This is a genomic window from Pseudomonas mohnii (assembly GCF_900105115.1).
Taxonomy (GTDB): Bacteria; Pseudomonadota; Gammaproteobacteria; order Pseudomonadales; family Pseudomonadaceae; genus Aquipseudomonas; species Aquipseudomonas mohnii.
The window spans coordinates 851,175-871,604 of record NZ_FNRV01000001.1 but is presented as its reverse complement, the minus strand read 5'-3'; the positions used below and the strand labels follow the sequence as shown (position 1 = coordinate 871,604).

Genomic DNA, 20,430 nt, shown 5'->3' with positions numbered 1-20,430 from the left:
TGCAGCCTTCCTGTTGAACCGACGTCCATGGTAAGCCGGACCCGCTCAGAGTTCGATGGATTTCATGAAGCTGTATTGTTGATGTAGAAGTGCGCCAATCCGGCGATACACCAGCGTTCAAACTGAGGTCACCGAGGGGCTGTCCATCGCTGGAGGCGAATCAAGTGACTGTCCGCTTCTGGCCGATTGCTACCCGCAATTCATCCCTCACCTGTTCATCATCTCGCCATGATGTGCGTCGCCCTCCATCGTGTCCTTGCCATGGTCGGAAAGCTGGGCGTCAAACCAATGGTGGAGCGCCGCTATCAAGGCTGGATCGGAGGTCTTGAAGAGCAATTGGGCGCCGCCTTCAATGTCGCTGTAGTCGATCTTGATTTGTCCGGGCTTGGCGGCTTTCAGTTCCGCCAGGCCGGGCATGTCCTGGCCATGGATGTGTACCGGGCCTGAAAAATCACCTTTGAGAAACCAGCAGACGCGTGAACGCCGCGACGCCCACAGGCGGCATACCGGATCAATCACTCAGTGTATCGGCCCAGGCGGGACTGCTGGAATCATGCGCCACCCTTCGGGGCACTGGCGCACATTCGGGTAGTAGCCTCGGGCGGAATCGCAGTAATACCAGTTGGCGGCGGGTGGAGGGGCGGGTGGCGCTGAAGCCGCAGCCCCGGGAGGTGGGGCAACCATCACTGGTGGTGGGCTGGCCTGGTAGTAGTACACCGGCGGGGCCGGATAGTAATAAACCGGGTAGGCGGGGTAGTAATACGGGTTGAAGACGTGCGCAGCTTGCCAGCCCAGGCCCAAACCAATGCCCAGGCCCCACCATCCGGCATCCCCGCCATGACCGCCATGTCCACCGCCGTGGGGCCCGGCATTGGCCGGTAGCGCGAAACTGGTGGCCAGCAGGATGATGCCTGCCAACAAGCACCGGCTGATCAGGCTTGATTTGTTCATTTGGGTTCATCTCGACACCGAGGGGTCAATTCGAGAATAGGAGCCGGCAGGGTGGGGCATCTGATCCACATCAGTAAACGGATAGACAAGAGAACAAGGGGATGGATGGTCAATCGCGACCTCCCTTCGATCGCTGACATCAAGGCCATATTCAGGACGGGACACAGGCCGATTCTCATGAACGTCCGCTTCGCTTCTGGCTGACCGTCAGCCAAGGGGCGTTTTCTGCCTCTCGCGACGGGCAGCAAACGGCCCTGACAGCCCGGTCTTTTCCTGTGAGTAACGTCGAGGTGCCAGGCAACAGGCTGCCAGTACAGTGACAGCACAGAACAAGGCAATTACAATTTGATTAACATCCAGCGACTCGAGCGATTGAATACCCCATGGAAAGCAAGACTGCGCGCCTCACTGTGCTCATTGATCCCGTCAAGAAAAAAGCGTTCGAGGAACTCTGTGCAGCACAAGACCTGACGTCTTCGCAGGTTGTCCGGCAACTGATTCGTGACTATCTGGCCACTCACGGCGCCAGCTATACGACCAAGAGCAAGCATGCCGTCAGTACCAAGTCATGACCCAACACTGGCCGTTAGCCTCTAGAGGGTCGACGTACCCTCTACGTGACTGACAGCTTTGGCCAGCGCGCTGTTGAAGTCGGCGTGGTAATGCTCCGGGCCAATTTCTTGCAGGATGCCCACCCTGTCGAGCTTGCCGAGCACCTTCGTATTCGCCTCGCAGAGCTTTACCACGATATTGCGCTTGTGCAGCTGCTGAATGACTTCCTCCAGTACTTGCAAGCCCGTGATATCCATAAACGGCACGCGTTTCAGACGGATAATCAACAGGCGTGGGTCTGTATGGGTCTGTGCCAGCACTCGCTCGAAGGTCTCGGCCGCAGCAAAGAACAGTGGCCCTTCAATCGTGTAAATCAGTATCCCTGGGGGCAAGTGCGCATGGCCATTGGTTCTCAGCTCTTCTTCAAGCTCGTGCTCGACGACCTGTTGTACCTCCACGGATGAAGCCATGCGACGCATGAAATGCAGCATGGCAAGAATGACACCGATATTTACGGCGATCACCAAGTCACTGAACACTGTGAGGCTGAAGGTGATGAGCAGAATAGACACGTCTGCGCGTGGGGCTCGCTGAACCATGCGCTTGAAATGTTTCAACTCGCTCATGTTGTACGCGACCACGAAAAGAATGGCGGCCAGGGCGCACATCGGGATGTTTGCAGCCAGAGGTGCCAGAAACAGAATAATGAACACCAGGGTGACCGCGTGCGTAATGCCGGCCAGCGGGCTTGTGCCGCCGTTACGGATATTGGTGGCAGTACGGGCAATGGCTCCGGTCGCTGCGAAGCCGCCAAACAACGGCGTGACCAGATTGGCAATCCCCTGACCGATCAGTTCCTGATTGGAGTCATGCTTAGTGCCCGCCATGCCATCGGCCACCATTGCAGACAGAAGCGATTCGATTGCTCCAAGCATGGCGATAGTGAAAGCCGGACCAATCAAATCGATGACGCGAGAGAGCGTGATTTCAGGCAGGCTTAACGCTGGAAGACCTTGAGGTATGCCACCAAATGCGCTGCCAATCGTGGCCACTCCCTCGAAATGAAAGGCTGACTGTATCGCCGTAGCTACCGTCATTGCGACTAGCGGGCCAGGCACCCGTTTGAGACCGGGAATTTTCGACGCGGTGACGACCAGCAAAAGACTGAGTGCAGCCAGCAGGGTCGTGGCCATATGAAGATCCGGGAGCGCCTGTAGCAAATGCCAGAGCTTTTCATGGAAGTGCTCTCCACTGATCGCCGGTAAGCCGAAAAAGTCTTTCCACTGCCCGATCCAGATGATCACGCCGATGCCGGCGGTGAATCCGACGATCACGGGATCGGGGATAAACTTGATGATTGCACCCAGCCGGGCGACCCCGAGCAATAACAGCATGGCGCCCGCCATCATCGTAGCGATTTGCAGGCCGTCGACCCCATGCTTGGCCGTGACGCCCGCCAGAATCACGATGAACGCACCTGTTGGCCCTGCAATCTGTAAGCGGCTCCCCCCAAAGAGCGAAACCAGCAGGCCGCCAATGATTGCGGTGTAGATGCCTTGCTCAGGCTTGACGCCAGAGGCAATGGCAAACGCCATGGCCAGGGGGAGCGCCACGATCCCGACTATCACGCCAGACACCAGGTTGCGGAGCCAGTGCTTTCGACCCAACAACCCCGCCTTCCATGCCTCACCTATCGCAATCACGGCTAGCTCCTCAGTGGATGCATGTGCATAATATTAACATGCAGTGATAATTTAAATACCGTGGAGCCACTGCTTCTTGCGGCTGGATATGTTGACGGTGAAAGCTCAGACGGATCTGAGCAGGCATACACTGCACATAGAGAATTTTGAGAAAGCGCGTAGCGTGGTGACAGACATGAATCGCAAAGCTGTGAAAAGCAAACATGCCGAAGGCGTAACCTTTGACACCCACTTGATCGCAAATCCGACCAATCCCAAGGAGTGGATCGTATTCTTCAAGAAGGACGCCGGGAGGAGTTATTTTTTGGTTGATGACAATGAAGAGGTCGAGTCTTTCGGGCATCTGGATGACTTGATCGCCGAACTTCGAGACTTGGGCCTCAAGACCGCTGAAATCCATATCTGACCTTTGGATGACGCCTTGGCGATGGTGACCCTCGACGTGATCAGCCAGCGTTCATCCATGGGTGATCGGTACAGGCAGGTCGAACCTGCCCCAGCCTGTTTATCTGTGTGTGCTGCATAAAAGACATCCTGCCGCGACCTGCCACCTCGGCTTGCCGCCGGGCCTCGGCTTTCGAATGGTTCAGGGGCTGAGCGCGATGGCAGTTTTTTTAGCACGGCCTTGCTTCCAATAGAGGCAAGGTGTCGAGCCGATATTGGCGCTTCAATCCAGCAGGCGCGTGAGCGCCGCGACCCCCACAGGCGGCTCTGCCGTCCAGGGCACAACGATGACTGCATGCCGGGTTTGGTCGGCGACGCGCGCCATCTGTTTGCGCTCGCTCTCCAGTCGTGCTCGCAACAACGGGTCTTGGGTGTCCGTGGCCAGTAGCGACTTGTTGACCACCCACGCAAAGGGTTCGATGTTGGCCCGGCGCAAGTCATCCTGCAGCGCTGCGGCCTGAGACACGGGCGTGGCTTCGGGCAGCGTCACGAGGATGATTTTGCTGTAGTGCGCATCCTGCAGGCGCATCAAGGGCGTGACGATGTGGTCCGAGGCCTTGCCTTCGAACGCCCGAACCATCTGGCGGTGATAGGCGCCAGTGGCATCCATCAGCAGTAGCGAGTGACCGGTGGGGGCAGTGTCCAGCACCACGAACGAGGTTCTGGCTTGAGATACCACGCGTGAAAACGCATGGAAAACGGCAACCTCTTCGGTGCAGGGAGAGCGCAGATCCTCAATGAGCAACGCTGTCTCATCTTCCGTCAAGGTCGGCGCGCGGGACGCTACGATCTTGTCCACGTATTTTTGAGTTTCGACCTTGGGGTCGATGCGGCCTACGCTGAGTCCCTGCACATCGGCGTTGAGGGTCACCGCCAGATGCGCCGCAGGATCGGTCGTACTCAAATGCACGGATTTGCCGCGCTGGACCAGGCCTAGCGCGATGGCGGCGGCAATGGTGGTTTTGCCAACGCCACCTTTGCCCATGACCATGATCAACCCGCGCTCGTCCTTGGCAAGCTCGGCAACCAGTTCCGAGAGCCCGTGATATTCGAGGTGTGATGGCGCTTGGGATGCCGGGCCTGTTGACCGGGCAGGCTGCGGGTCAAGCAGCCCGCGCAGCGCGGGCAAGCCAACGGAATCCACGGCCTTGAGCGGAATGTAGTCGACGGCCAGCGGGCGCAGCGAAGCGGGCATCTCGTCGAGCGCCTGTTGGCCAATGGCCTCGATGGCGGCAGCAATCGGGTCATTCAAGTCGCTGCGTTTGAACACGGCGTTCACGACCAGACGCTGATTTTCCAGACCCAACTCACGAAGTTCGTCGGAGGAGCGCGCTGCTTCGGCGAGCGCGCCTTTATCGGGCCGGGCCACGAGCACGACGGTGGTCAGGGCAGGGTTATTGAGTGCAGCCAAAGCCTGATTGAAAAGCTGCTCCTGCATTTTCAAACCCGAGTGCGGCCCCAGACAGGACGCCCCACGATCATTGCCTTCCAGAAATCCGCTCCACGCTTTGGGCAGGCTCAACAACCTGAGCGTGTGTCCCGTGGGAGCGGTATCGAACACGACATGGTCATAGGCTGCGCCGCCTTGCGCCAAGAGGTGGGAGAACTCATCGAAGGTTGCGATTTCGGTCGTGCAGGCCCCCGAGAGTTGCTCACGCACCAGTGCAATGTCTTGATCGCTGGCTTGCGAGCCCATTTGCTCGACCACTCTGGCTCGGTAGTCGGTGGCTGCGGTTGCAGGGTCAATGTTGAGCACGAACATGCCGGGCACGTCCGGCACCGGGACAGGCTGATTGCTCAGCTCGATGCCGAGCATCTCATCAAGGTTCGAGGCGGCGTCCGTGCTGACCAGAAGCACTTTCTTGCCTGCGTCAGCCAGCGCGATGGACACCGCCGTGGAGACCGACGTTTTGCCAACCCCGCCCTTGCCGGTGAAGAACACATATTTGGTGGGCTGATCGAGCAGTTTGATGGTTGGCTGCATGGTCACTCTGACCTCTCCTGGGGAGCACGACGGGGGATCTGAGTTTAGACCGATGCCCGGGATTAAAAACATTGTCTTATGAGCCAGGCGGAACATTCAGGGGCTTGTTGAAGCGCCCTACAACTCACTTCCTGAAAGCTACAACACCTTGCGTCGTTGCCTACGGTCACGCCAGAATCCGCCGGCTTGTGCGCCTTGGGGCTGCTCGGTAACTTGATTCGCGTCACTGCGCATCAGTGATCAGGTTTAGTCGCCCTGTGGTGTATCGAAGCGCATCTGCATCTGGATAGTCAGGTCATGTTAATGCCTGCATTTCATAGTAGTTGCGCGCAGGGCGCCTTCGGGCGCGCCGGTTTGGTACTCCCAGGTCGACTAACCTGCGTACAGCTGCCACCCCTTGTTTAGTCGCAAGTGATCACGGCTCCACGTTTTTGGGGACCGAACATGATCAAGCCTTCACCCAATCCCCCGATTTTCACAGCTGGCGGAAATCACGGCGAACCGGGTGCTGGATCAGATCGATCCGCGTGAGTAGGGCGGACACGCAAGTGGCAATCAAAATGACAGGGGCGGCATTGCGCCGCCCCGTTTCAAGTGATGGGTTTCACTTCAGGTCGAAGCGATCCAGGTTCATCACCTTGGTCCACGCCGCCACGAAGTCATGGACGAACTTCTCTTGCGCCCCGGCGGTTGCATAGACCTCCGCCAGCGCCCGCAGCTGCGCGTTGGAACCAAACACCAGATCGACGCGAGTGGCGGTCCACTTTGGCTGGCCGGTCTTGCGGTCGCGACCTTCAAACTCCTCATTGGCCTCCGAGACTGGTTTCCATTCCACCCCCATGTCCAGCAAGTGGGTGAAGAAGTCGTTGGTCAGCGCTTCCGGGCGTGTGGTGAAGACGCCATGGGCCGTTTTTCCGACGTTGGTGTTGAGCACGCGCAGGCCACCGATCAGCGCGGTCATTTCCGGTGCGGTGAGGGTCAGCAATTGCGCCTTGTCGATCAGCAGCTGCTCGGCCGGTACGCGGTAGCGCGTCTTGAGGTAGTTACGGAAACCGTCGGCGATGGGTTCGAGAAAGCCGAACGACTCGACATCGGTCTGTTCCTGGCTGGCGTCCATGCGCCCCGGCCTGAAAGGCACCGTGACGTTGTGCCCGGCGGTTCGCGCGGCTTGTTCGACACCGGCACCGCCGGCCAGCACGATCAGGTCGGCCAGCGACACTTTCTTGCCACCGGTATTGAACTCGTTCTGGATGCTCTCGAGTTTTGCCAGCACCTTCGCCAGTTGTTCCGGCTGATTGGCCTGCCAGGACTTCTGTGGCGCCAGGCGCAGGCGCCCGCCGTTGGCGCCGCCGCGTTTGTCGGAGCCACGGAAGGTGGAAGCCGCCGCCCAGGCCGTGGACACCAGCTCTGACACCGTCAGGCCCGAAGCCAACACCTTGCTCTTGAGCGTGGCGATGTCACTGTCGTTGATCAATTCATGGTCGAGCGCCGGGATCGGGTCTTGCCAGAGCAGCTCTTCGTCAGGCATTTCCGGGCCGAGGTAGCGCGAAAGCGGCCCCATGTCGCGGTGGATCAGCTTGAACCAGGCTCGGGCGAAGGCGTCGGCCAACTGGTCGGGATTGGCCAGGAAGCGACGGGCAATCGGTTCGTAGATCGGATCGAAGCGCAGGGCCAGGTCCGAGGTGAGCATGGTCGGATCACGGCGTTTGGACGGGTCATGGGCGTCGGGAATGATGCCGGCGCCCGCGCCGTTTTTCGGTTTCCACTGGTGCGCGCCAGCCGGGCTCTTGGTCAGTTCCCACTCGAAGCCGAACAGGTTTTCCAGGAAGTTATTGCTCCATTTTGTCGGGGTGGTGGTCCAGGTCACTTCCAGGCCGCTGGTGATGGTGTCGGGCCCTTTGCCGGTGCCGAAGCTGTTTTTCCAGCCCAAGCCCTGTTGTTCCAGGCCGGCCGCTTCGGGCTCGGGCCCGACATTGTCGGCAGGGCCGGCGCCGTGGGTCTTGCCGAAGGCGTGGCCGCCCGCGATCAGCGCCACGGTTTCTTCGTCATTCATGGCCATGCGGCCGAAGGTTTCGCGGATATCCAGCGCTGAAGCGACGGGGTCCGGCTGGCCTTCCGGGCCTTCCGGGTTGACGTAGATCAGGCCCATTTGCACGGCGGCGAGGGGGTTTTCCAGGTTGCGACCTTGCGCGGTACGGCTGTCCTCGTTTTTCCCCGGTTCGGCGACGAGCGGCACATCACCGGGCGCCTGCACGGGTTTGCTCTCATCTTTGCCATAGCGCGTGTCGCCGCCCAGCCATTTGTTTTCCGAGCCCCAGTAAACGTCCTCATCCGGTTCCCAGACGTCCGCGCGGCCGCCGGAAAAGCCGAAGGTCTTGAAGCCCATGGATTCCAGGGCGACGTTGCCGGTGAGTACGATCAGGTCGGCCCAGGAAATATTGCGGCCATATTTTTGCTTGATCGGCCAGAGCAGTCGGCGAGCCTTGTCCAGGCTGACGTTGTCCGGCCAGCTGTTGAGCGGGGCAAAGCGCTGCTGGCCGGAGCCGGCACCGCCACGGCCGTCACCGGTGCGATAAGTACCAGCGGCGTGCCAGGCCATGCGAATGAAAAACGGACCATAGTGGCCGAAGTCCGCCGGCCACCAGTCTTGCGAGTCCGTCATCAGCGCGTTCAGGTCATTCTTGACTGCCGCGAAGTCCAGGCTCTTGAAGGCTTCGGCGTAGTTGAAACCCTCGCCCATGGGGTCGGACAGGGGCGAGTGCTGGTGCAGGATCCTCAGGTTCAGTTGGTTCGGCCACCAGTCGCGGTTCGTGGTGCCACCGCCGGCGGCATGATTGAACGGGCATTTCGATTCAGTTGCCATGTGTGCGCTACCCTCGGTCGTGTCCATGCCGCCATCCGGCCCGGCTCAGTCGGGAAAACGGCCAGTGGAATCAATGACTCAGGCGGCGGGCCCGGCAGGTCGATCAACGGATCGTCGGGGCTGCGCGGGCATTCATGACAGCGGCAATCGATGTGCCGACAGATCACCCACGGTACGCCTGGTCGGTTTCTGACTCATTCTTGTCTCGATATCAGTCTCGGCCGGCCAGAGTGCACCGGCAGCAGCTAATGCTAGTCGCCCGTTGCCAAGTCAGCTAATAGTCGCAGTATTGGCAGGTGATAGGCGCAATCTCTCAGCCCGGCACAGAGTGTTGCAGGCGCTGCTTGGCAATGTGCCACAATAGCTGTTCGTTACGGCATCGCGATCAGGCGGATTGAATGGACGGCCTTGGTTTTCGGCACGAGCAGGATCGATACATTGCACAGCAGGTGCACATGGATCGATTGCATCAGTTGTTTCGCCAATCGGTTTCGGCGGTTTTCGGCAGTTTTCTGGCCGTGATCATGTTGAGCTGGCTGTGTTGGGATCGTTTTGATCACAACGTGGTTTTCTGGTGGATAGCCCTGCTGACGGGGGCGACGTTGATACGCATTCTGATGTTCGTAGTCTATTTCCATAGCCCGGCAGCGCTGCGCACGCCGCAGCGCTGGGAACTCAAGTATTGGCTGACGCTGGTGTTGTCCGCTGGCATCTGGGGCGCTGGAGCGTTGGCGGTCATGCCCAGGGACGACCTGTTGGCCCAGGCGCTGGTCATGTTGTTTACCGTCGGGATGTCCGTCAGTGCGGTGTCCTGTTACTCGGCCTACCGCTATATGACGGTGGTGTCGATTTCCCTGGTGCTGTTGCCTTGCACCCTGTGGCTGCTGTTCCAGCCGTCAACCCTGCAAATCGGGATGGCCGTGGCGGTCCTGGTGTTCGCCTCATTCGTGTTCAGGGCCACCAGCAGCCTGGCCAATGCGGTGGAAACGGCCTTTCGGCTAACCCGCGAAATGGAGCTGGCGCACAGCATTTCCACGCGCGCGGCACAAACCGATGAGCTCACCGGCCTGAAAAACCGCCGGGCTTTTTTCCAGCATGCCCAGCAGCTCTATAGCCATTGCCGAAATTACCAGTTGCCGCTGTGTGCGGTCATGCTGGACATGGATCACTTCAAACACATCAACGACACCTACGGGCACCAGATCGGCGATCAGGTCCTGCGACAAATGGGTGTGGTGATCGGTCAATCCTTTCGCGAGGGCGATATCCACGGTCGACTGGGCGGGGAGGAATTCGCGGTGTTGCTGCCCAATACCTCCATCGAAACCGCCCAAGGCATTGCCGAGGACCTCATCCAGTCCATTTCCGGGCTCATGACCGGCCCGGTTCACTGCATAACCGCCAGTGTCGGTGTGGCGGTCATGGTGCCTGACGACAATGATTTGCACAGTTTGATGTGCAACGCCGATAAAGCGCTTTACCGCGCCAAGGCCCGTGGGCGCAACCAGGTCGCGGTGGCCGAGTAACGCCCGGTAGCACCGGCCGGGTGCTCATCCCAGTATGAAATACACCTTGCGCACCGCCGTGAGGTTTTCCCAGGTGCCTTGAAATCCGGCGGCAACCACGAACGAAGAACCGGGGCCAAAAGTGCAACTGACACCCTGCGCGTCGGTCAGGCGTACGGTGCCTTCAAGGATATGGCACAGCTCGTCGTAATCGCATTGGCAGCGCTCCAGATGCGGGCCGGCTTCCCAGATGCCGGCCACGGCGTTTTTCTGCGGGGCCACGAAGTGGCGCCAGCTGCTGCTGCGATAGGGCGCATCGACAATGGCCGGGTCATTGACTTCGAGCTCTTTGGGGATCAACTGCGGGTTGGCGAAGTTGATCACGTGCTGGGGCAGGGCGCTGGACATGCGGATCTCCGGTTCAGGAATCGAAGCCGATACCAAAGGCATCGAAGGTTTTGAGCAACAGGTCGCGGTGACCGTCGCGGTCTTCCCGCGCCAGTGAGCGCTGCGCCAGCTTCACCCCGGCGTAGCGCAGTGGCTCTGGCGGAAAACGGAAGGGCGCCTTGGAGGTCATCATCAGTTCTGTTCGTTCCGTGGCTTCACCGGCCAGCAGGTCGAGCATGTTCAGCGCGGCAAAACGGCTGGCCGACACGCCTTGCCCGGTGAAGCCGAGGGCGTAGGCCACGCGACCCTGCATCTCACAGCCGGTGAACATCGTGGTGCGCGCGGAGGTGTCGATGATGCCGCCCCAGGCATGGCTGAAGCGCACGTCGCGCAACGGCGGGAACGCCTGGTGGAACTGCTCGGCGAGACGCTTGAAACTCGCCGGTCGTTGCGTCAGTGCTTCATCGCGGCGTCCACCGAAGTGGTAGATGGCGTCGTAGCCGGCCCAGAGTATGCGGTTGTCGGCGGTCTTGCGCAGGTAATGGAACTGGTTGCCCGAATCGGCGATGCCGTAGCGGCCGGTCCAGCCGATAGCCTGCAGTTGCTCATCGCTCAGCGGCTCGCTGACCAGGCTGTAGTCATATACCGGGATCACGCTGGAGGCCAGGTGCCCGAGCAGCGGCGGGGCGATGTTGGTCGCGAGGGCGATTTGCCCGGCTTCCATCTCGCCGTTCGCCGTGCGCAAGCGCAGACGGTCGCCGGTGTTCTGAAGTTCCAGCACCGGGCTTTGCTCGAACAGCCGAATGCCCTGCTTAAGGCAGACCCGGCGCAACTCGGCGGCCATCTTCGCCGGGTTGAGCAGCGCGTAGTTCGGTTCGAACACTCCGGCACCGTAGCGCGGTGAGTCCAGGTGCTGTGCCAGCGCGCGGCCTTCAAGCCATTCGCACTCAATGCCGAACCGGGCGTAGTTGCGTTGCATCGAGCGCAAACCCTCGACCTGCCAGGGTTGGCTCGCCAGGTTCAACTTGCCTTCGCGTTCGAACTCGACCTGCATGCCGAAGTGCTGCAGGTCGGCCGCCAACTCGTCGAGGTTCTGCCGTCCCAGGCGGATCAGTCGCTCGGCTTCCTGCGGCCAGCGTTTCAGTGCGTTGGAAACGCCATGGGAGATGCTCGGCGCGCAGAAACCGCCGTTGCGTCCGCTGGCTTCACCGCCGCAGTGGCGCGCTTCGATGATCGCGATGTTCAGGGTCGGCCAGCGTTGACGAGCCAACAGCGCCGTCCACAACCCGGTGAAGCCGCCGCCGACAACGGCCAGGTCGCATTGCAGGCTGCCCGCCAGTGGCGATGCGCTTGGCGCTTGTGCGACGGTGTCCTGCCAGAACGGGTGGGCGTGTACGTTGTCGAGCGAGTCGTGGCGCGGTGGGGACTTCATTCAGCAACTCCGGCGTTGTGGGCGGCAATGGTGGGTCAGCTGTCGGGCAACGCCAGGATCGCCCGTGCCGCCAGGTCGGTGCCGCGAATCGCCTGCATGCGCTCGCTGAACGCCTTGAGGCGCTGTTTCATCCCGTGGTCGGCCAGCAACTGTTCGAGGGCGGCGGGCAGTGCCGCCAGCGGATCGGCGAAGCGTGGCAGGTAGCGGCCGACGCCGACTTCCTCGGCGCGCGCGGCGTTGTCGTGGCCGTCCCAGCAGTAAGGGATGATCAGTGACGGCAAGCCGAAGTACAGCGCTTCACAGAAACTGTTGTTGCCGCCGTGATGAATGAACAGCTCGCATTCCTTGAGCACCGCCGGTTGGGCAAACCAGCTGTCGAGGTACACGTTGTCCGGCACGGTGGTGTACATGTCGCGGTAGGCACCGACGTTAATCAGGAAGCGATAGGGCAGGGTTTCGACCGTGCCGATCAGTCGTTTCATCATCTCGGTGTCGGCGGCCCCGAGGCTGCCGAAACTGATGTAGATCAGCGGCGCTTCGTTGTGCCGCGGAAAGTCAGGAACGATGTAGGGCGCTTCGCGGCGCACGCAGCCGTCGAGGTAGACGTAGCGTTGCGGGTCCAGAGGTTGCTGGCGTTCGTAGCGCACCGGCGTCGGCGACAGCAGCAGATTGAGCCACGGCGAATCGACGAGGAACTGGCCGGGCGGGCAGGGCGGCGTGCCGTTGCTGGCGAGAAACTGCGAAAAGCGTTCATGGGCCGGTGCGACGGCGTTCAGGTAATGCTCGGTGAAGCGCTCGCGACCTTCGACATCACTGGCCAGGCAACCGGACAGGTAGGGCGGCACGGCGGCGTCGGGGAGTTCGGTTTCCGCGCAGGAGACCATCCGCACCCAGGGGCAGCCGGCGTTGGCGATGGCCGGAAACATGACCACGTTATCGAGGACGATCACATCCGGTTTCAGCCGGCCGAGCAATTGCTGCAAGGGTTTTTCCGCTTCGATCGCGGTGTCGATGATCGCGTCCCAGGCCGGTGCCACGTAGCTGTCGATCTGTGCCAGCGGGGTCTGGTCGAAGTAGGGAATGTTGCGCTCGATGAAGCGCTCCCAATAGTGCTGGTGCTCCGCCGCCGACAATGGGCTGGCTTGCGGAATCGGGTACTCGTCGAAACCGTATTCGGCGAAGAGTCCCCGGAAATGCTCGTGGCAAATGAACACCGGTTTGGCGCCCAGCTCGCGCAGCGATTGGGCGATGCCAATGCAGTTCAAGGCTGCGCCGAAACTGGCTTCTGGAAACAGGGCGATTAATTTTTGTGTGTGCATGGCGCCGCCAGATCCAAGGCGGGAAAGTCCCGCCATTTCTGAAGATGATTTGATGCTGTCTTATTTTATAAAAAAAATCATCAAGTTTTTTGAGGCGCTTCAACGGCGGCCGAACGGGTGGCTCTGCGGGATGCCACGGTTGGCGGTTTGAGGGCGTTGCGCGGCGCTCAGACGCAGGTGCAGGCGCAGCAGGTCGGCAGCGATCTCCATTTGTCCGCGCTCGATGTGCGCGATGATTTGCAGGTGCTCGCGCAAGGCTTCCTGCAAGCGGTGCACGCTGACCGATGGCAGCAGGTTCGGCAGGCGTCGCAGGCTCTGGTGCTGGAGCAGGGCGTCGCCGATGAAACGGTTGCCGCAGCTCTGGGCCAGCAGTTCGTGGAAGCTGATATCCAGCTCGCGGAACTGCTGGATGTCGAAGTCTTCCACCGGGCGTGCAAGCAGCGTTTGCATGGCGCTGCGCAGCAAGGCCAGGCGTTGCGGATCGGCGTTGAACTGCCCGCTGAGCAGGGCTTCCGGCTCGAGAATCAGGCGGAACTTCAGGCTTTCTTCCAGCGCGGCGAGGCTGTTCAGTGAGGGCCGAAACAGCCAGGACTGGCCGGGGCCGCGCTCAATCGCCTGGCTTTCGCTCAGCTGTTGCAGGGCTTTCTGCGCCGCCGGCCGGCCGATGTCGTACCGGCGCATCAACTCGCTGATGCTGATGCTGTCACCCAGGCGCCCGGCCATGCGGTCGCGCAGGACCGAGGTGGCCAGCTCTTCTTCTTCGGCCTGGGGCAGGGCGGCGTTGAAGGCCTGGCCAGCGGGGGCCGCAATCAGGCGATAGCCCTTGCCGGCTTCATGGCTCAGCAGGTTTTCTTCCAGCAGCACTTTGAGGGCGCCGCGAATCAGGGTGCGCGAGACCTGAAAGGTGCGCGCCAGAGCTTGCTCGGCCACCGGGTCACCGGCCACCAGCCCGGTTTCCTGGGTGTGTTCCAGGATCCTTCGGGCCAGTTCCAGGTGGTTGGTGCGGGGTTTTTTCTCGGCTGTTGTGCTCAAGCGTTTTATCTCGGTTCGGTCGCTTCGGACTCAGGCGCTCATCTTATGCCATGCACCGCTCAATCGTCAGGCGCAGAAAAAAAGCGTTGACATCTTTTGAGGCTGGTCCTAATTTCTAAAAAAAAACACATGTAATCGTTTCTCTTTTTGCCGTACTGCCTTCGAAAAAACAATAAACAATCGTCGGGTGAGTATCATGAGAAAGCTGAAAGACGTGCTGTGCGTGGGGTTGGCCGTTTCCCTGGCGATCGCTACACAGGCTGCAAGCGCGAAAGACATGGTGATTTCCATCTGGGACGGCTACATGGCCCCGGATGCGCTGGACAAGTTCAAGGCGGCCAGTGGCGTCGATGTCGACAAAGCCTTGCACGCCACCAACGAAGAGATCATGGGCAAGCTCATGGCGTCTGGCGGTGAAGGGTATGACGTGGTCTTCGTCTCCTCGCCCTTCGCCGAAGTCCTGCACAAGCAAGGCCTGCTGGCCGACATCGATCCGGTCAAGGTCCCCAATCTCAAAAACCTCTACCCCGAAGCCACACACCTGGAATACGACCCCGGCAACCATTTCTCGGTGCCTTACACCTGGGGCACGACCGGTATCTGCTATCGCACCGACAAGGTGACCCCGGCGCCGCAAAGCTGGAACGACCTGCTCAACCCCAGCGACGCGCTCAAGGGCAAAGTCACGATGCTGGCCACCGACCGCTGGATGCTAGGGGCCGGTTTCCTCGCCAAGGGCTGGTCGGTCAACGACAGCGACCCCGGCCAGATCGCCGCCGTACGCGATCAACTGATCGCCACCAAAAAACGCATCCTCGCCTTTGACGACACCACCTTCTATTCCAAGCTCGCTTCCGGCGAATCGCTGATGGCGCACGCCTGGGACGGTTGGTGCAACTACGGCACCCAGGCCAACGCGGCGATCAAGTTTGTCGTGCCCAAGGAGGGTTCCGATCTGTGGGTGGACACCATGGTCGTGCTGAAAAGCTCGAAGCATCAGGACGAGGCGTTCAAGTTCGTCAACTTCATGCTGGCCAAGGAAAACCACGTCTGGGTCGCCGAAAACATCCTCTACAAAATCCCCAACCAGGCTGCAATGGCCGGTTTGTCCGCTGACCTGCTCAAGCAATACCCCAACCTGACCATCGCCCCGGGCGATCTGGTGAAGATGGAGCAATTGCGTGACCTGGGCGGCACCACGCAGAAGGCCTACACCCGGGCCGTCACCGAAATCATGGCGGCACAGAACTAAGCCCCGCACAACGCAAGCCGCATCGAACCGAGGCATGTCGTGCATGCCTCGCCACGCTCGCAAGCCGCCTCGGTCCTGAGGCGGGAGGATATGGGTAATGAGTGCTTTGCATGCTGACAGGCGTCTGTCGGCCTGGCTTCTTGCGCCCGGCTTTGGCTGGCTGCTGACTTTTCTGGTGATTCCTTGCTTGCTGGTGCTGGTCTACAGCTTCGTCGAACGCGGTGCTTATGGCGGCATCGATTGGTTGTTCACCTGGGAAAACTACCAGCGCGCCTTTGATCCGCTGTACCTGAGCATCCTGCTCAAGTCGGCAAAAATCGCCGGTCTGGCAACGGTCTTCGCGGTGCTGATCGGTTACCCGGCGGCCTACGCCATTGCCCGTGCGCCACGGCGTCGGCAAGCGGTGTTCCTGTTTCTGGTGATGCTGCCGTTCTGGAGCAACTACCTGATCCGCACCTATGCCTGGATCGTCCTGCTCAACCGTGAAGGCCTGATCAACCGCTTGCTGCAACTGTTCGGCTACAGCGGTGAACCCATCAGCCTGCTGTACACCGAAGCGTCGGTGGTGCTGGGGCTGGTCTACAACTACATCCCGTTTGTGATCCTGGCGATTTTCTCCTCCCTGTCGCGGATCAACAACGAACTCTGGGACGCCTCCAAAGACCTCGGTGCTTCGGGCTGGATGACCTTTCGCCGGATCATCCTGCCCCTGAGCGTGCCCGGCATTGCAGCCGGCGCGGTGTTTGTCTTCGTCCTCAGCATCGGCAACTTCATCACCGCCGATTTGCTCGGCGGCAAGCAGGTGCAGATGGTCGGCAACCTGATCTACTCGCAGTTCCTGACCGCGCGGGACTGGCCGTTCGGCGCGGCGCTGAGCTTCTTCCTGATCGCGATCATGCTGGTCCTGTTGTTCATCCAGGCACTGGTGGCCCGTCGTGCCGAAGGAGGCCGCCCATGAGTCGATCACCTTCCGTTGGCGGCAGCGTCCTCAATGCGCATCTGGGTCTGGTCTACGCCTTCCTCTATGTGCCGATCCTGGTGTTGATCCTGCTCTCGTTCAACAAGTCCGGCTTGCCCACCGCCTGGGGCGGGGTGTCCCTGAAGTGGTATGCGGCGCTGGCGCATAACTCGGCGATTTTGTCGGCGGCGCTCAACACCCTGATCGTGGCGCTGTCGGCGACCTTCATTGCCTGTGTGCTCGGCACCTTGCTGGCACTGGGCATCGAGATGCGTCGCAAGGGCGATGACAAGGGGCAGGTGGTCGACACCTTGTTGATGGCGCCGATGATCATCCCCGACATCGTCCTGGCCATCGCGCTGCTGAGCTTCTTCAACTTGCTCAAGGTCGGGCTGGGGCTGCACTCGATCATCATCAGCCACGCGGTGTTCAACATCGCCTTCGTCTGCGCCGTGGTGCGCACCCGGCTCAAGCATTTCGACTATTCGATTCTCGAAGCCTCGATCGACCTCGGCGCGAGCTGGTTCACCACCTTTCGCCGGGTGCTGTTGCCGGCGATTTTTCCCGGCGTGCTGGCCGGTGGTTTGCTCGCGTTCACCCTGTCGGTGGACGAATTCATCATCGCCTTTTTCAACTCCGGTTCCGGCCAGGCCTCGACCACGTTACCGATGCAGATCTACGCCATGATCCGTTTTGGCGTCACCCCGGAAATCAACGCCCTGGCGACGCTGGTGATGCTGGTCAGCATCACTGCGCTGCTGGCTTCGCAGCGTCTCAACAAGGCTCCTCGCACCCATGAATAATTCATCTGCGGTACTGATCCTGGACAAGGTCAGCAAGTCTTATGGCAACGGCCTGGCCGTCGACGAGGTGTCGCTGAACATCCGCGAGAACGAGTTTTTTGCTCTGTTGGGACCGTCCGGCTGCGGCAAGACCACGCTGCTGCGCATGCTCGCCGGTTTCGAGACGCCCAGCGGCGGCTGCATTTATCTGGACGGCAAGGACATCTCGCCGCTGCCGGCCAACAAGCGGCCGTTGAATTTGATGTTCCAGTCCTATGCGCTGTTTCCCAACATGACCGTGCGCAAGAACATTGCCTACGGCCTGGAAATGGAACGTCTGCCGGAAGCGGAAATCCGCCGCCGGGTCGACGAGGTGCTGAGCACCGCGCAACTCGGGGAGCTGGCCGAGCGCAAGCCCGATCAGCTGTCCGGTGGCCAGCGTCAACGGGTGGCCTTGGCGCGGGCGCTGGTCAAGCGTCCACGGGTGTTGCTGCTCGATGAGCCGCTGGGCGCGCTGGATAAGAAGCTGCGGGAAAAAATGCAGCTGGAGCTCAAGCGTTTGCAACTTGAAAGCGGCATCACCTTCATCATCGTCACCCACGACCAGGAAGAAGCGCTGGTGATGTCCGATCGCATGGCGGTGCTCGACGGCGGCAAGGTCTGCCAGTGCGGCAGCCCGAGCGAACTCTACGAGAACCCCAACAGCCGCTTCGTCGCCAACTTCATCGGCGTCAGCAATCTGTTTGAAGGCGTGCGTTCGGGCGAGCGTTCGGTGCGGGTTAACGGCCAGGAGCTGGTGGTCGAGACCGACGTACCCCTGGTGCCTGGTCAATCGGTGGCCCTGGTGGTGCGTCCGGAACGTTTGCAAGTGCTGACCGAAGAGGGCGGCACTTGCGCCAACCAGGTCAGCGGCAAGATCGTCGAAATCGCTTACCACGGCCTCGACACCAACGTGCATGTGCAGACGGCCCTCAGCGACAAGGCCCTGATCGTTCGCGTGCCGTCGTCGCAATTCGAATTCGCCCGTTTCGCAATCGGTACGACCATCCGCTTGGGCTGGCAGCCTCGCCATGCCCGTGTTTTGACGCGCTGAACAATAAAAGACCAGGCAGGAGTATCTCTCGATGAAACAGAAAGTGATCGCCTTCTTTCCGGAAGCCGCTTATGGCCCGGCGCTGAACTCAGTCGGTATCGCCCAGGCCTGCGAAGCGCTGGGCCACAAGGCGGTGTTCCTCACCGACCCCGGAATGAGCGGCGTGTACGCCGGCTACGGGTTTGAAGAACATATGGTCAACATGTCGGCACCGATGCCCCCCGAAGACATGGCGCGTTACTGGGTCGACTTCATCAACGGCCACATTCCCAACTTCCGCAAGTCGCCGCTGGAGCAGATCGACAACTACGTGAAGGAGTGCTGGGCCGCCATCGTCGAGACCGCCAAGTGGGCGCAAAAGGACCTGCCGGCGGTGCTGGACAAGGTCAAACCCGACTTGATCTGCGTCGACAACGTGATTCTGTTTCCGGCGATCAAGCAATACGGCAAGCCGTGGGTGCGGATCATTTCCTGCTCGGAGAACGAGATCGAAGACCCGGATATCCCGCCGCACCTGTCGGGCATGAGCATCGACGACAAGGCTGGGCATGCGCAATTTCGCCAGCGTTTCGAAGAGGTGGTCGGGCCGATCCACGACGACTTCAACCAGTTCCTGCAAGCCCACGGCGAGCAACCGTATCCGCTGGGGACCTTCTTCGAAGCTTCGCCTTACATGAACCTGCTGCTGTACCCCGACGCGGTCAAGTTCGAGCGCCGCCATCCGCTGCCGGCCGAGCGCTTCCATTACCTGCAAGGCTGTGTGCGGCACGACACCCACTATGAGATTCCAGCGTTCCGCGCCAACAACGACAAGCCGTTGCTCTACGTCAGTTTCGGCAGCCTCGGTTCCGGTGACATCGACTTGCTCAAACGCTTGATCGCGGCCGTGGGCCAGCTCCCGTATCGCGCACTGTTCAATGTCGGCGAGCACCTCGATGAGTACCCGGACCTGCCGGACAACGTGCAGATCTCCAACTGGTTCCCGCAGCCTTCGGTGATTGCCCAGGTCGATGCGGTGATCCACCACGGCGGCAACAACAGCTTCACCGAGTGCCTGTTTTTCGGCAAACCGGCGATCGTCATGTCGTACGTCTGGGACGGTCACGACAACGCCATGCGCGCCGAGGAAAGCGGCCACGGCTTCAAGCTCGACCGTTACCAATGGACCGAAGCGCAACTGGCGGAAAAACTCGCCGCGTGCCTCAACGACGAGGCCATGCGCCAACGCCTGCAGCGCACCAGCGCGCAGATGCAATCACGCAAGGGGCCGGCCGACGCGGCCGCCATTCTCGACAAGGTGCTCAACCATGCCTGATCCATCCACCACGGCGGGATTCACGCCGTACCTCGAAGCCGTCAGCACTCGCACCGACCTGGTGGACTGGGGCGTGCAGAGCGACGCCGTCGAAGGTGTCTCGCATTCAAGCGGCCGGCTGCTGTTCAAGGGCCCGAACAACAGCCCGGAAACCGGACTGTGGGTCTGCACGCCAGGTCGCTGGCGGCTGGCGATTCCCCGTGACGAACTGTGCCATTTCATCGCCGGCGCGGCCACGTACCGCCACGACAATGGCGAAGTGATCGAGGTTCGTCCCAACACCCTGGTGCTGTTTCCGGCCGGCTGGACCGGCGAATGCCACGTCCGGGAAACCCTGCGCAACGTTTACATGCTGGCCTGAGCCTGTGACCTCTGCAGGAGCGAGCTTGCTCGCGATGGACGTCAACGATGACAAGGGCTGTCTGGATAAACGCGGTGCCCTGGCGTCCTTCGCGAGCAAGCTCGCTCCTACAGTTGCCAGGCGTTAACCCTTTTTTATTGGAGAAGATCTATGACCACCCCGTTTCTGTACAACCCGCTGGAAATCACCGAAGTCAAAGACTGGGGCGTGATCCCGACCATGCTCGAAGGTGAGTCCCGTGTCTCTGGCGTGGTGCTGCACAAAGGCCCCGAAGGCCAGTCCGAATGCGGTGTGTGGATCTGCACGCCGGGCAAGTGGTTTTGCCATGTCACCAGCGACGAGTTCTGCCATTTCCTCGAAGGCCGCTGCACCTACGTGCATGAGTCCGGCGAAGTGATCGAGATCAAACCCGATACGGCGGCCTTCTTCCGCAAGGACTGGAAGGGCGTGTGCACCGTCCACGAGACCGTGAAAAAGGTCTACATGATCCGGTGAAT

General features: G+C 60.7%; 19 protein-coding genes. 10 read left to right on the top strand and 9 right to left on the bottom strand.

Annotated features, from left to right (window positions below; genetic code table 11):
• Positions 1–207: 207 nt before the first annotated feature.
• Complete coding sequence (locus tag BLV61_RS03885) at positions 208–519, bottom strand: hypothetical protein (RefSeq protein ID WP_208604199.1); 312 nt, start codon at positions 517–519, stop codon at positions 208–210.
• A complete protein-coding gene (locus tag BLV61_RS03880; RefSeq protein WP_090462644.1) occupies positions 520–951 on the bottom strand; it encodes a hypothetical protein in 432 nt (143 codons plus the stop codon).
• A gap of 383 nt (positions 952–1,334) precedes the next feature.
• On the opposite strand from BLV61_RS03880, the gene BLV61_RS03875 reads away from it, so the two are divergent.
• Complete coding sequence (locus tag BLV61_RS03875) at positions 1,335–1,523, top strand: ribbon-helix-helix protein, CopG family (RefSeq protein WP_047530236.1); 189 nt, start codon at positions 1,335–1,337, stop codon at positions 1,521–1,523.
• Between the two features lie 21 nt (positions 1,524–1,544).
• Here BLV61_RS03875 and BLV61_RS03870 read toward each other — a convergent pair whose 3' ends face one another.
• Positions 1,545–3,206 (bottom strand): SulP family inorganic anion transporter, encoded by a 1,662-nt coding sequence (locus BLV61_RS03870; RefSeq protein WP_047530234.1) that lies wholly within the window; start codon positions 3,204–3,206, stop codon positions 1,545–1,547.
• A gap of 175 nt (positions 3,207–3,381) precedes the next feature.
• Here BLV61_RS03870 and BLV61_RS03865 point away from each other — a divergent pair, with 175 nt between their 5' ends.
• Complete coding sequence (locus tag BLV61_RS03865) at positions 3,382–3,612, top strand: hypothetical protein (RefSeq protein ID WP_047538824.1); 231 nt, start codon at positions 3,382–3,384, stop codon at positions 3,610–3,612.
• 261 nt (positions 3,613–3,873) lie between these two features.
• Here the strand turns inward: BLV61_RS03865 and arsA are convergent, their stop codons facing one another.
• Complete coding sequence (arsA, locus tag BLV61_RS03860) at positions 3,874–5,730, bottom strand: arsenical pump-driving ATPase (RefSeq protein ID WP_279627437.1); 1,857 nt, start codon at positions 5,728–5,730, stop codon at positions 3,874–3,876.
• A 508-nt stretch (positions 5,731–6,238) separates the two neighbouring features.
• Complete coding sequence (katG, locus tag BLV61_RS03855) at positions 6,239–8,497, bottom strand: catalase/peroxidase HPI (protein ID WP_090469740.1); 2,259 nt, start codon at positions 8,495–8,497, stop codon at positions 6,239–6,241.
• A 398-nt stretch (positions 8,498–8,895) separates the two neighbouring features.
• Between katG and BLV61_RS03850 the strand changes: the two genes are divergently transcribed.
• Positions 8,896–10,023, top strand: coding sequence for a GGDEF domain-containing protein (locus BLV61_RS03850; protein ID WP_090462641.1), 1,128 nt, complete (start codon positions 8,896–8,898; stop codon positions 10,021–10,023).
• A 24-nt stretch (positions 10,024–10,047) separates the two neighbouring features.
• Here BLV61_RS03850 and BLV61_RS03845 read toward each other — a convergent pair whose 3' ends face one another.
• From BLV61_RS03845 to BLV61_RS03830, 4 genes are all read right to left on the bottom strand, one after another.
• Positions 10,048–10,410 (bottom strand): cupin domain-containing protein, encoded by a 363-nt coding sequence (locus BLV61_RS03845; RefSeq protein ID WP_047530231.1) that lies wholly within the window; start codon positions 10,408–10,410, stop codon positions 10,048–10,050.
• Between the two features lie 13 nt (positions 10,411–10,423).
• Complete coding sequence (locus BLV61_RS03840; RefSeq protein ID WP_090462638.1) at positions 10,424–11,821, bottom strand: NAD(P)/FAD-dependent oxidoreductase; 1,398 nt, start codon at positions 11,819–11,821, stop codon at positions 10,424–10,426.
• 35 nt (positions 11,822–11,856) lie between these two features.
• Positions 11,857–13,140 carry a nucleotide disphospho-sugar-binding domain-containing protein gene (locus BLV61_RS03835; RefSeq protein WP_090462635.1) on the bottom strand — a complete coding sequence of 428 codons (1,284 nt, stop codon included), beginning with the start codon at positions 13,138–13,140 and terminating at the stop codon, positions 11,857–11,859.
• Between the two features lie 99 nt (positions 13,141–13,239).
• Positions 13,240–14,172, bottom strand: a complete 933-nt coding sequence (locus BLV61_RS03830) for a GntR family transcriptional regulator (protein ID WP_090462632.1) — start codon at positions 14,170–14,172, stop codon at positions 13,240–13,242.
• 196 nt (positions 14,173–14,368) lie between these two features.
• Here BLV61_RS03830 and BLV61_RS03825 point away from each other — a divergent pair, with 196 nt between their 5' ends.
• From BLV61_RS03825 to BLV61_RS03795, 7 genes are all read left to right on the top strand, one after another.
• The gene (locus BLV61_RS03825; protein WP_047530224.1) at positions 14,369–15,424 is read left to right on the top strand and encodes a polyamine ABC transporter substrate-binding protein; all 1,056 of its coding nucleotides are present in this window, start codon (positions 14,369–14,371) and stop codon (positions 15,422–15,424) included.
• A 97-nt stretch (positions 15,425–15,521) separates the two neighbouring features.
• Complete coding sequence (locus BLV61_RS03820) at positions 15,522–16,382, top strand: ABC transporter permease (RefSeq protein ID WP_090462628.1); 861 nt, start codon at positions 15,522–15,524, stop codon at positions 16,380–16,382.
• Positions 16,379–17,185: an ABC transporter permease gene (locus tag BLV61_RS03815; RefSeq protein ID WP_047530223.1), complete on the top strand. Its 807-nt coding sequence runs from the start codon at positions 16,379–16,381 to the stop codon at positions 17,183–17,185. Before BLV61_RS03820 ends, BLV61_RS03815 begins: the two co-directional genes overlap by 4 nt.
• Positions 17,178–18,257: an ABC transporter ATP-binding protein gene (locus tag BLV61_RS03810; protein WP_090462625.1), complete on the top strand. Its 1,080-nt coding sequence runs from the start codon at positions 17,178–17,180 to the stop codon at positions 18,255–18,257. Before BLV61_RS03815 ends, BLV61_RS03810 begins: the two co-directional genes overlap by 8 nt.
• A 31-nt stretch (positions 18,258–18,288) precedes the next feature.
• Positions 18,289–19,572, top strand: a complete 1,284-nt coding sequence (locus BLV61_RS03805) for a nucleotide disphospho-sugar-binding domain-containing protein (RefSeq protein WP_090462622.1) — start codon at positions 18,289–18,291, stop codon at positions 19,570–19,572.
• Positions 19,565–19,933, top strand: a complete 369-nt coding sequence (locus BLV61_RS03800) for a cupin domain-containing protein (protein WP_047530218.1) — start codon at positions 19,565–19,567, stop codon at positions 19,931–19,933. The genes BLV61_RS03805 and BLV61_RS03800 overlap by 8 nt, the downstream gene beginning before the upstream one ends.
• 150 nt (positions 19,934–20,083) lie before the next feature.
• Entirely contained in the window at positions 20,084–20,428 is a 345-nt protein-coding gene (locus BLV61_RS03795) for a cupin domain-containing protein (RefSeq protein ID WP_090462618.1), read from the top strand.
• Positions 20,429–20,430 lie beyond the last annotated feature (2 nt).

Bases quoted from the DNA above. Each gene is read 5' to 3' on its own strand.
- BLV61_RS03815 (WP_047530223.1), top strand. From the start codon at position 16,379: ATGAGTCGATCACCTTCCGTTGGCGGCAGCGTCCTCAATGCGCATCTG.
- BLV61_RS03880 (WP_090462644.1), bottom strand. From the start codon at position 951: ATGAACAAATCAAGCCTGATCAGCCGGTGCTTGTTGGCAGGCATCATC.
- BLV61_RS03850 (WP_090462641.1), top strand. From the start codon at position 8,896: ATGGACGGCCTTGGTTTTCGGCACGAGCAGGATCGATACATTGCACAG.
- arsA (WP_279627437.1), bottom strand. From the start codon at position 5,730: ATGTTCCGCCTGGCTCATAAGACAATGTTTTTAATCCCGGGCATCGGT.
- BLV61_RS03795 (WP_090462618.1), top strand. From the start codon at position 20,084: ATGACCACCCCGTTTCTGTACAACCCGCTGGAAATCACCGAAGTCAAA.
- katG (WP_090469740.1), bottom strand. From the start codon at position 8,497: ATGGCAACTGAATCGAAATGCCCGTTCAATCATGCCGCCGGCGGTGGC.
- BLV61_RS03840 (WP_090462638.1), bottom strand. From the start codon at position 11,821: ATGAAGTCCCCACCGCGCCACGACTCGCTCGACAACGTACACGCCCAC.
- BLV61_RS03820 (WP_090462628.1), top strand. From the start codon at position 15,522: ATGAGTGCTTTGCATGCTGACAGGCGTCTGTCGGCCTGGCTTCTTGCG.
- BLV61_RS03875 (WP_047530236.1), top strand. From the start codon at position 1,335: ATGGAAAGCAAGACTGCGCGCCTCACTGTGCTCATTGATCCCGTCAAG.
- BLV61_RS03865 (WP_047538824.1), top strand. From the start codon at position 3,382: ATGAATCGCAAAGCTGTGAAAAGCAAACATGCCGAAGGCGTAACCTTT.
- BLV61_RS03800 (WP_047530218.1), top strand. From the start codon at position 19,565: ATGCCTGATCCATCCACCACGGCGGGATTCACGCCGTACCTCGAAGCC.
- BLV61_RS03810 (WP_090462625.1), top strand. From the start codon at position 17,178: ATGAATAATTCATCTGCGGTACTGATCCTGGACAAGGTCAGCAAGTCT.
- BLV61_RS03805 (WP_090462622.1), top strand. From the start codon at position 18,289: ATGAAACAGAAAGTGATCGCCTTCTTTCCGGAAGCCGCTTATGGCCCG.
- BLV61_RS03825 (WP_047530224.1), top strand. From the start codon at position 14,369: ATGAGAAAGCTGAAAGACGTGCTGTGCGTGGGGTTGGCCGTTTCCCTG.
- BLV61_RS03845 (WP_047530231.1), bottom strand. From the start codon at position 10,410: ATGTCCAGCGCCCTGCCCCAGCACGTGATCAACTTCGCCAACCCGCAG.
- BLV61_RS03835 (WP_090462635.1), bottom strand. From the start codon at position 13,140: ATGCACACACAAAAATTAATCGCCCTGTTTCCAGAAGCCAGTTTCGGC.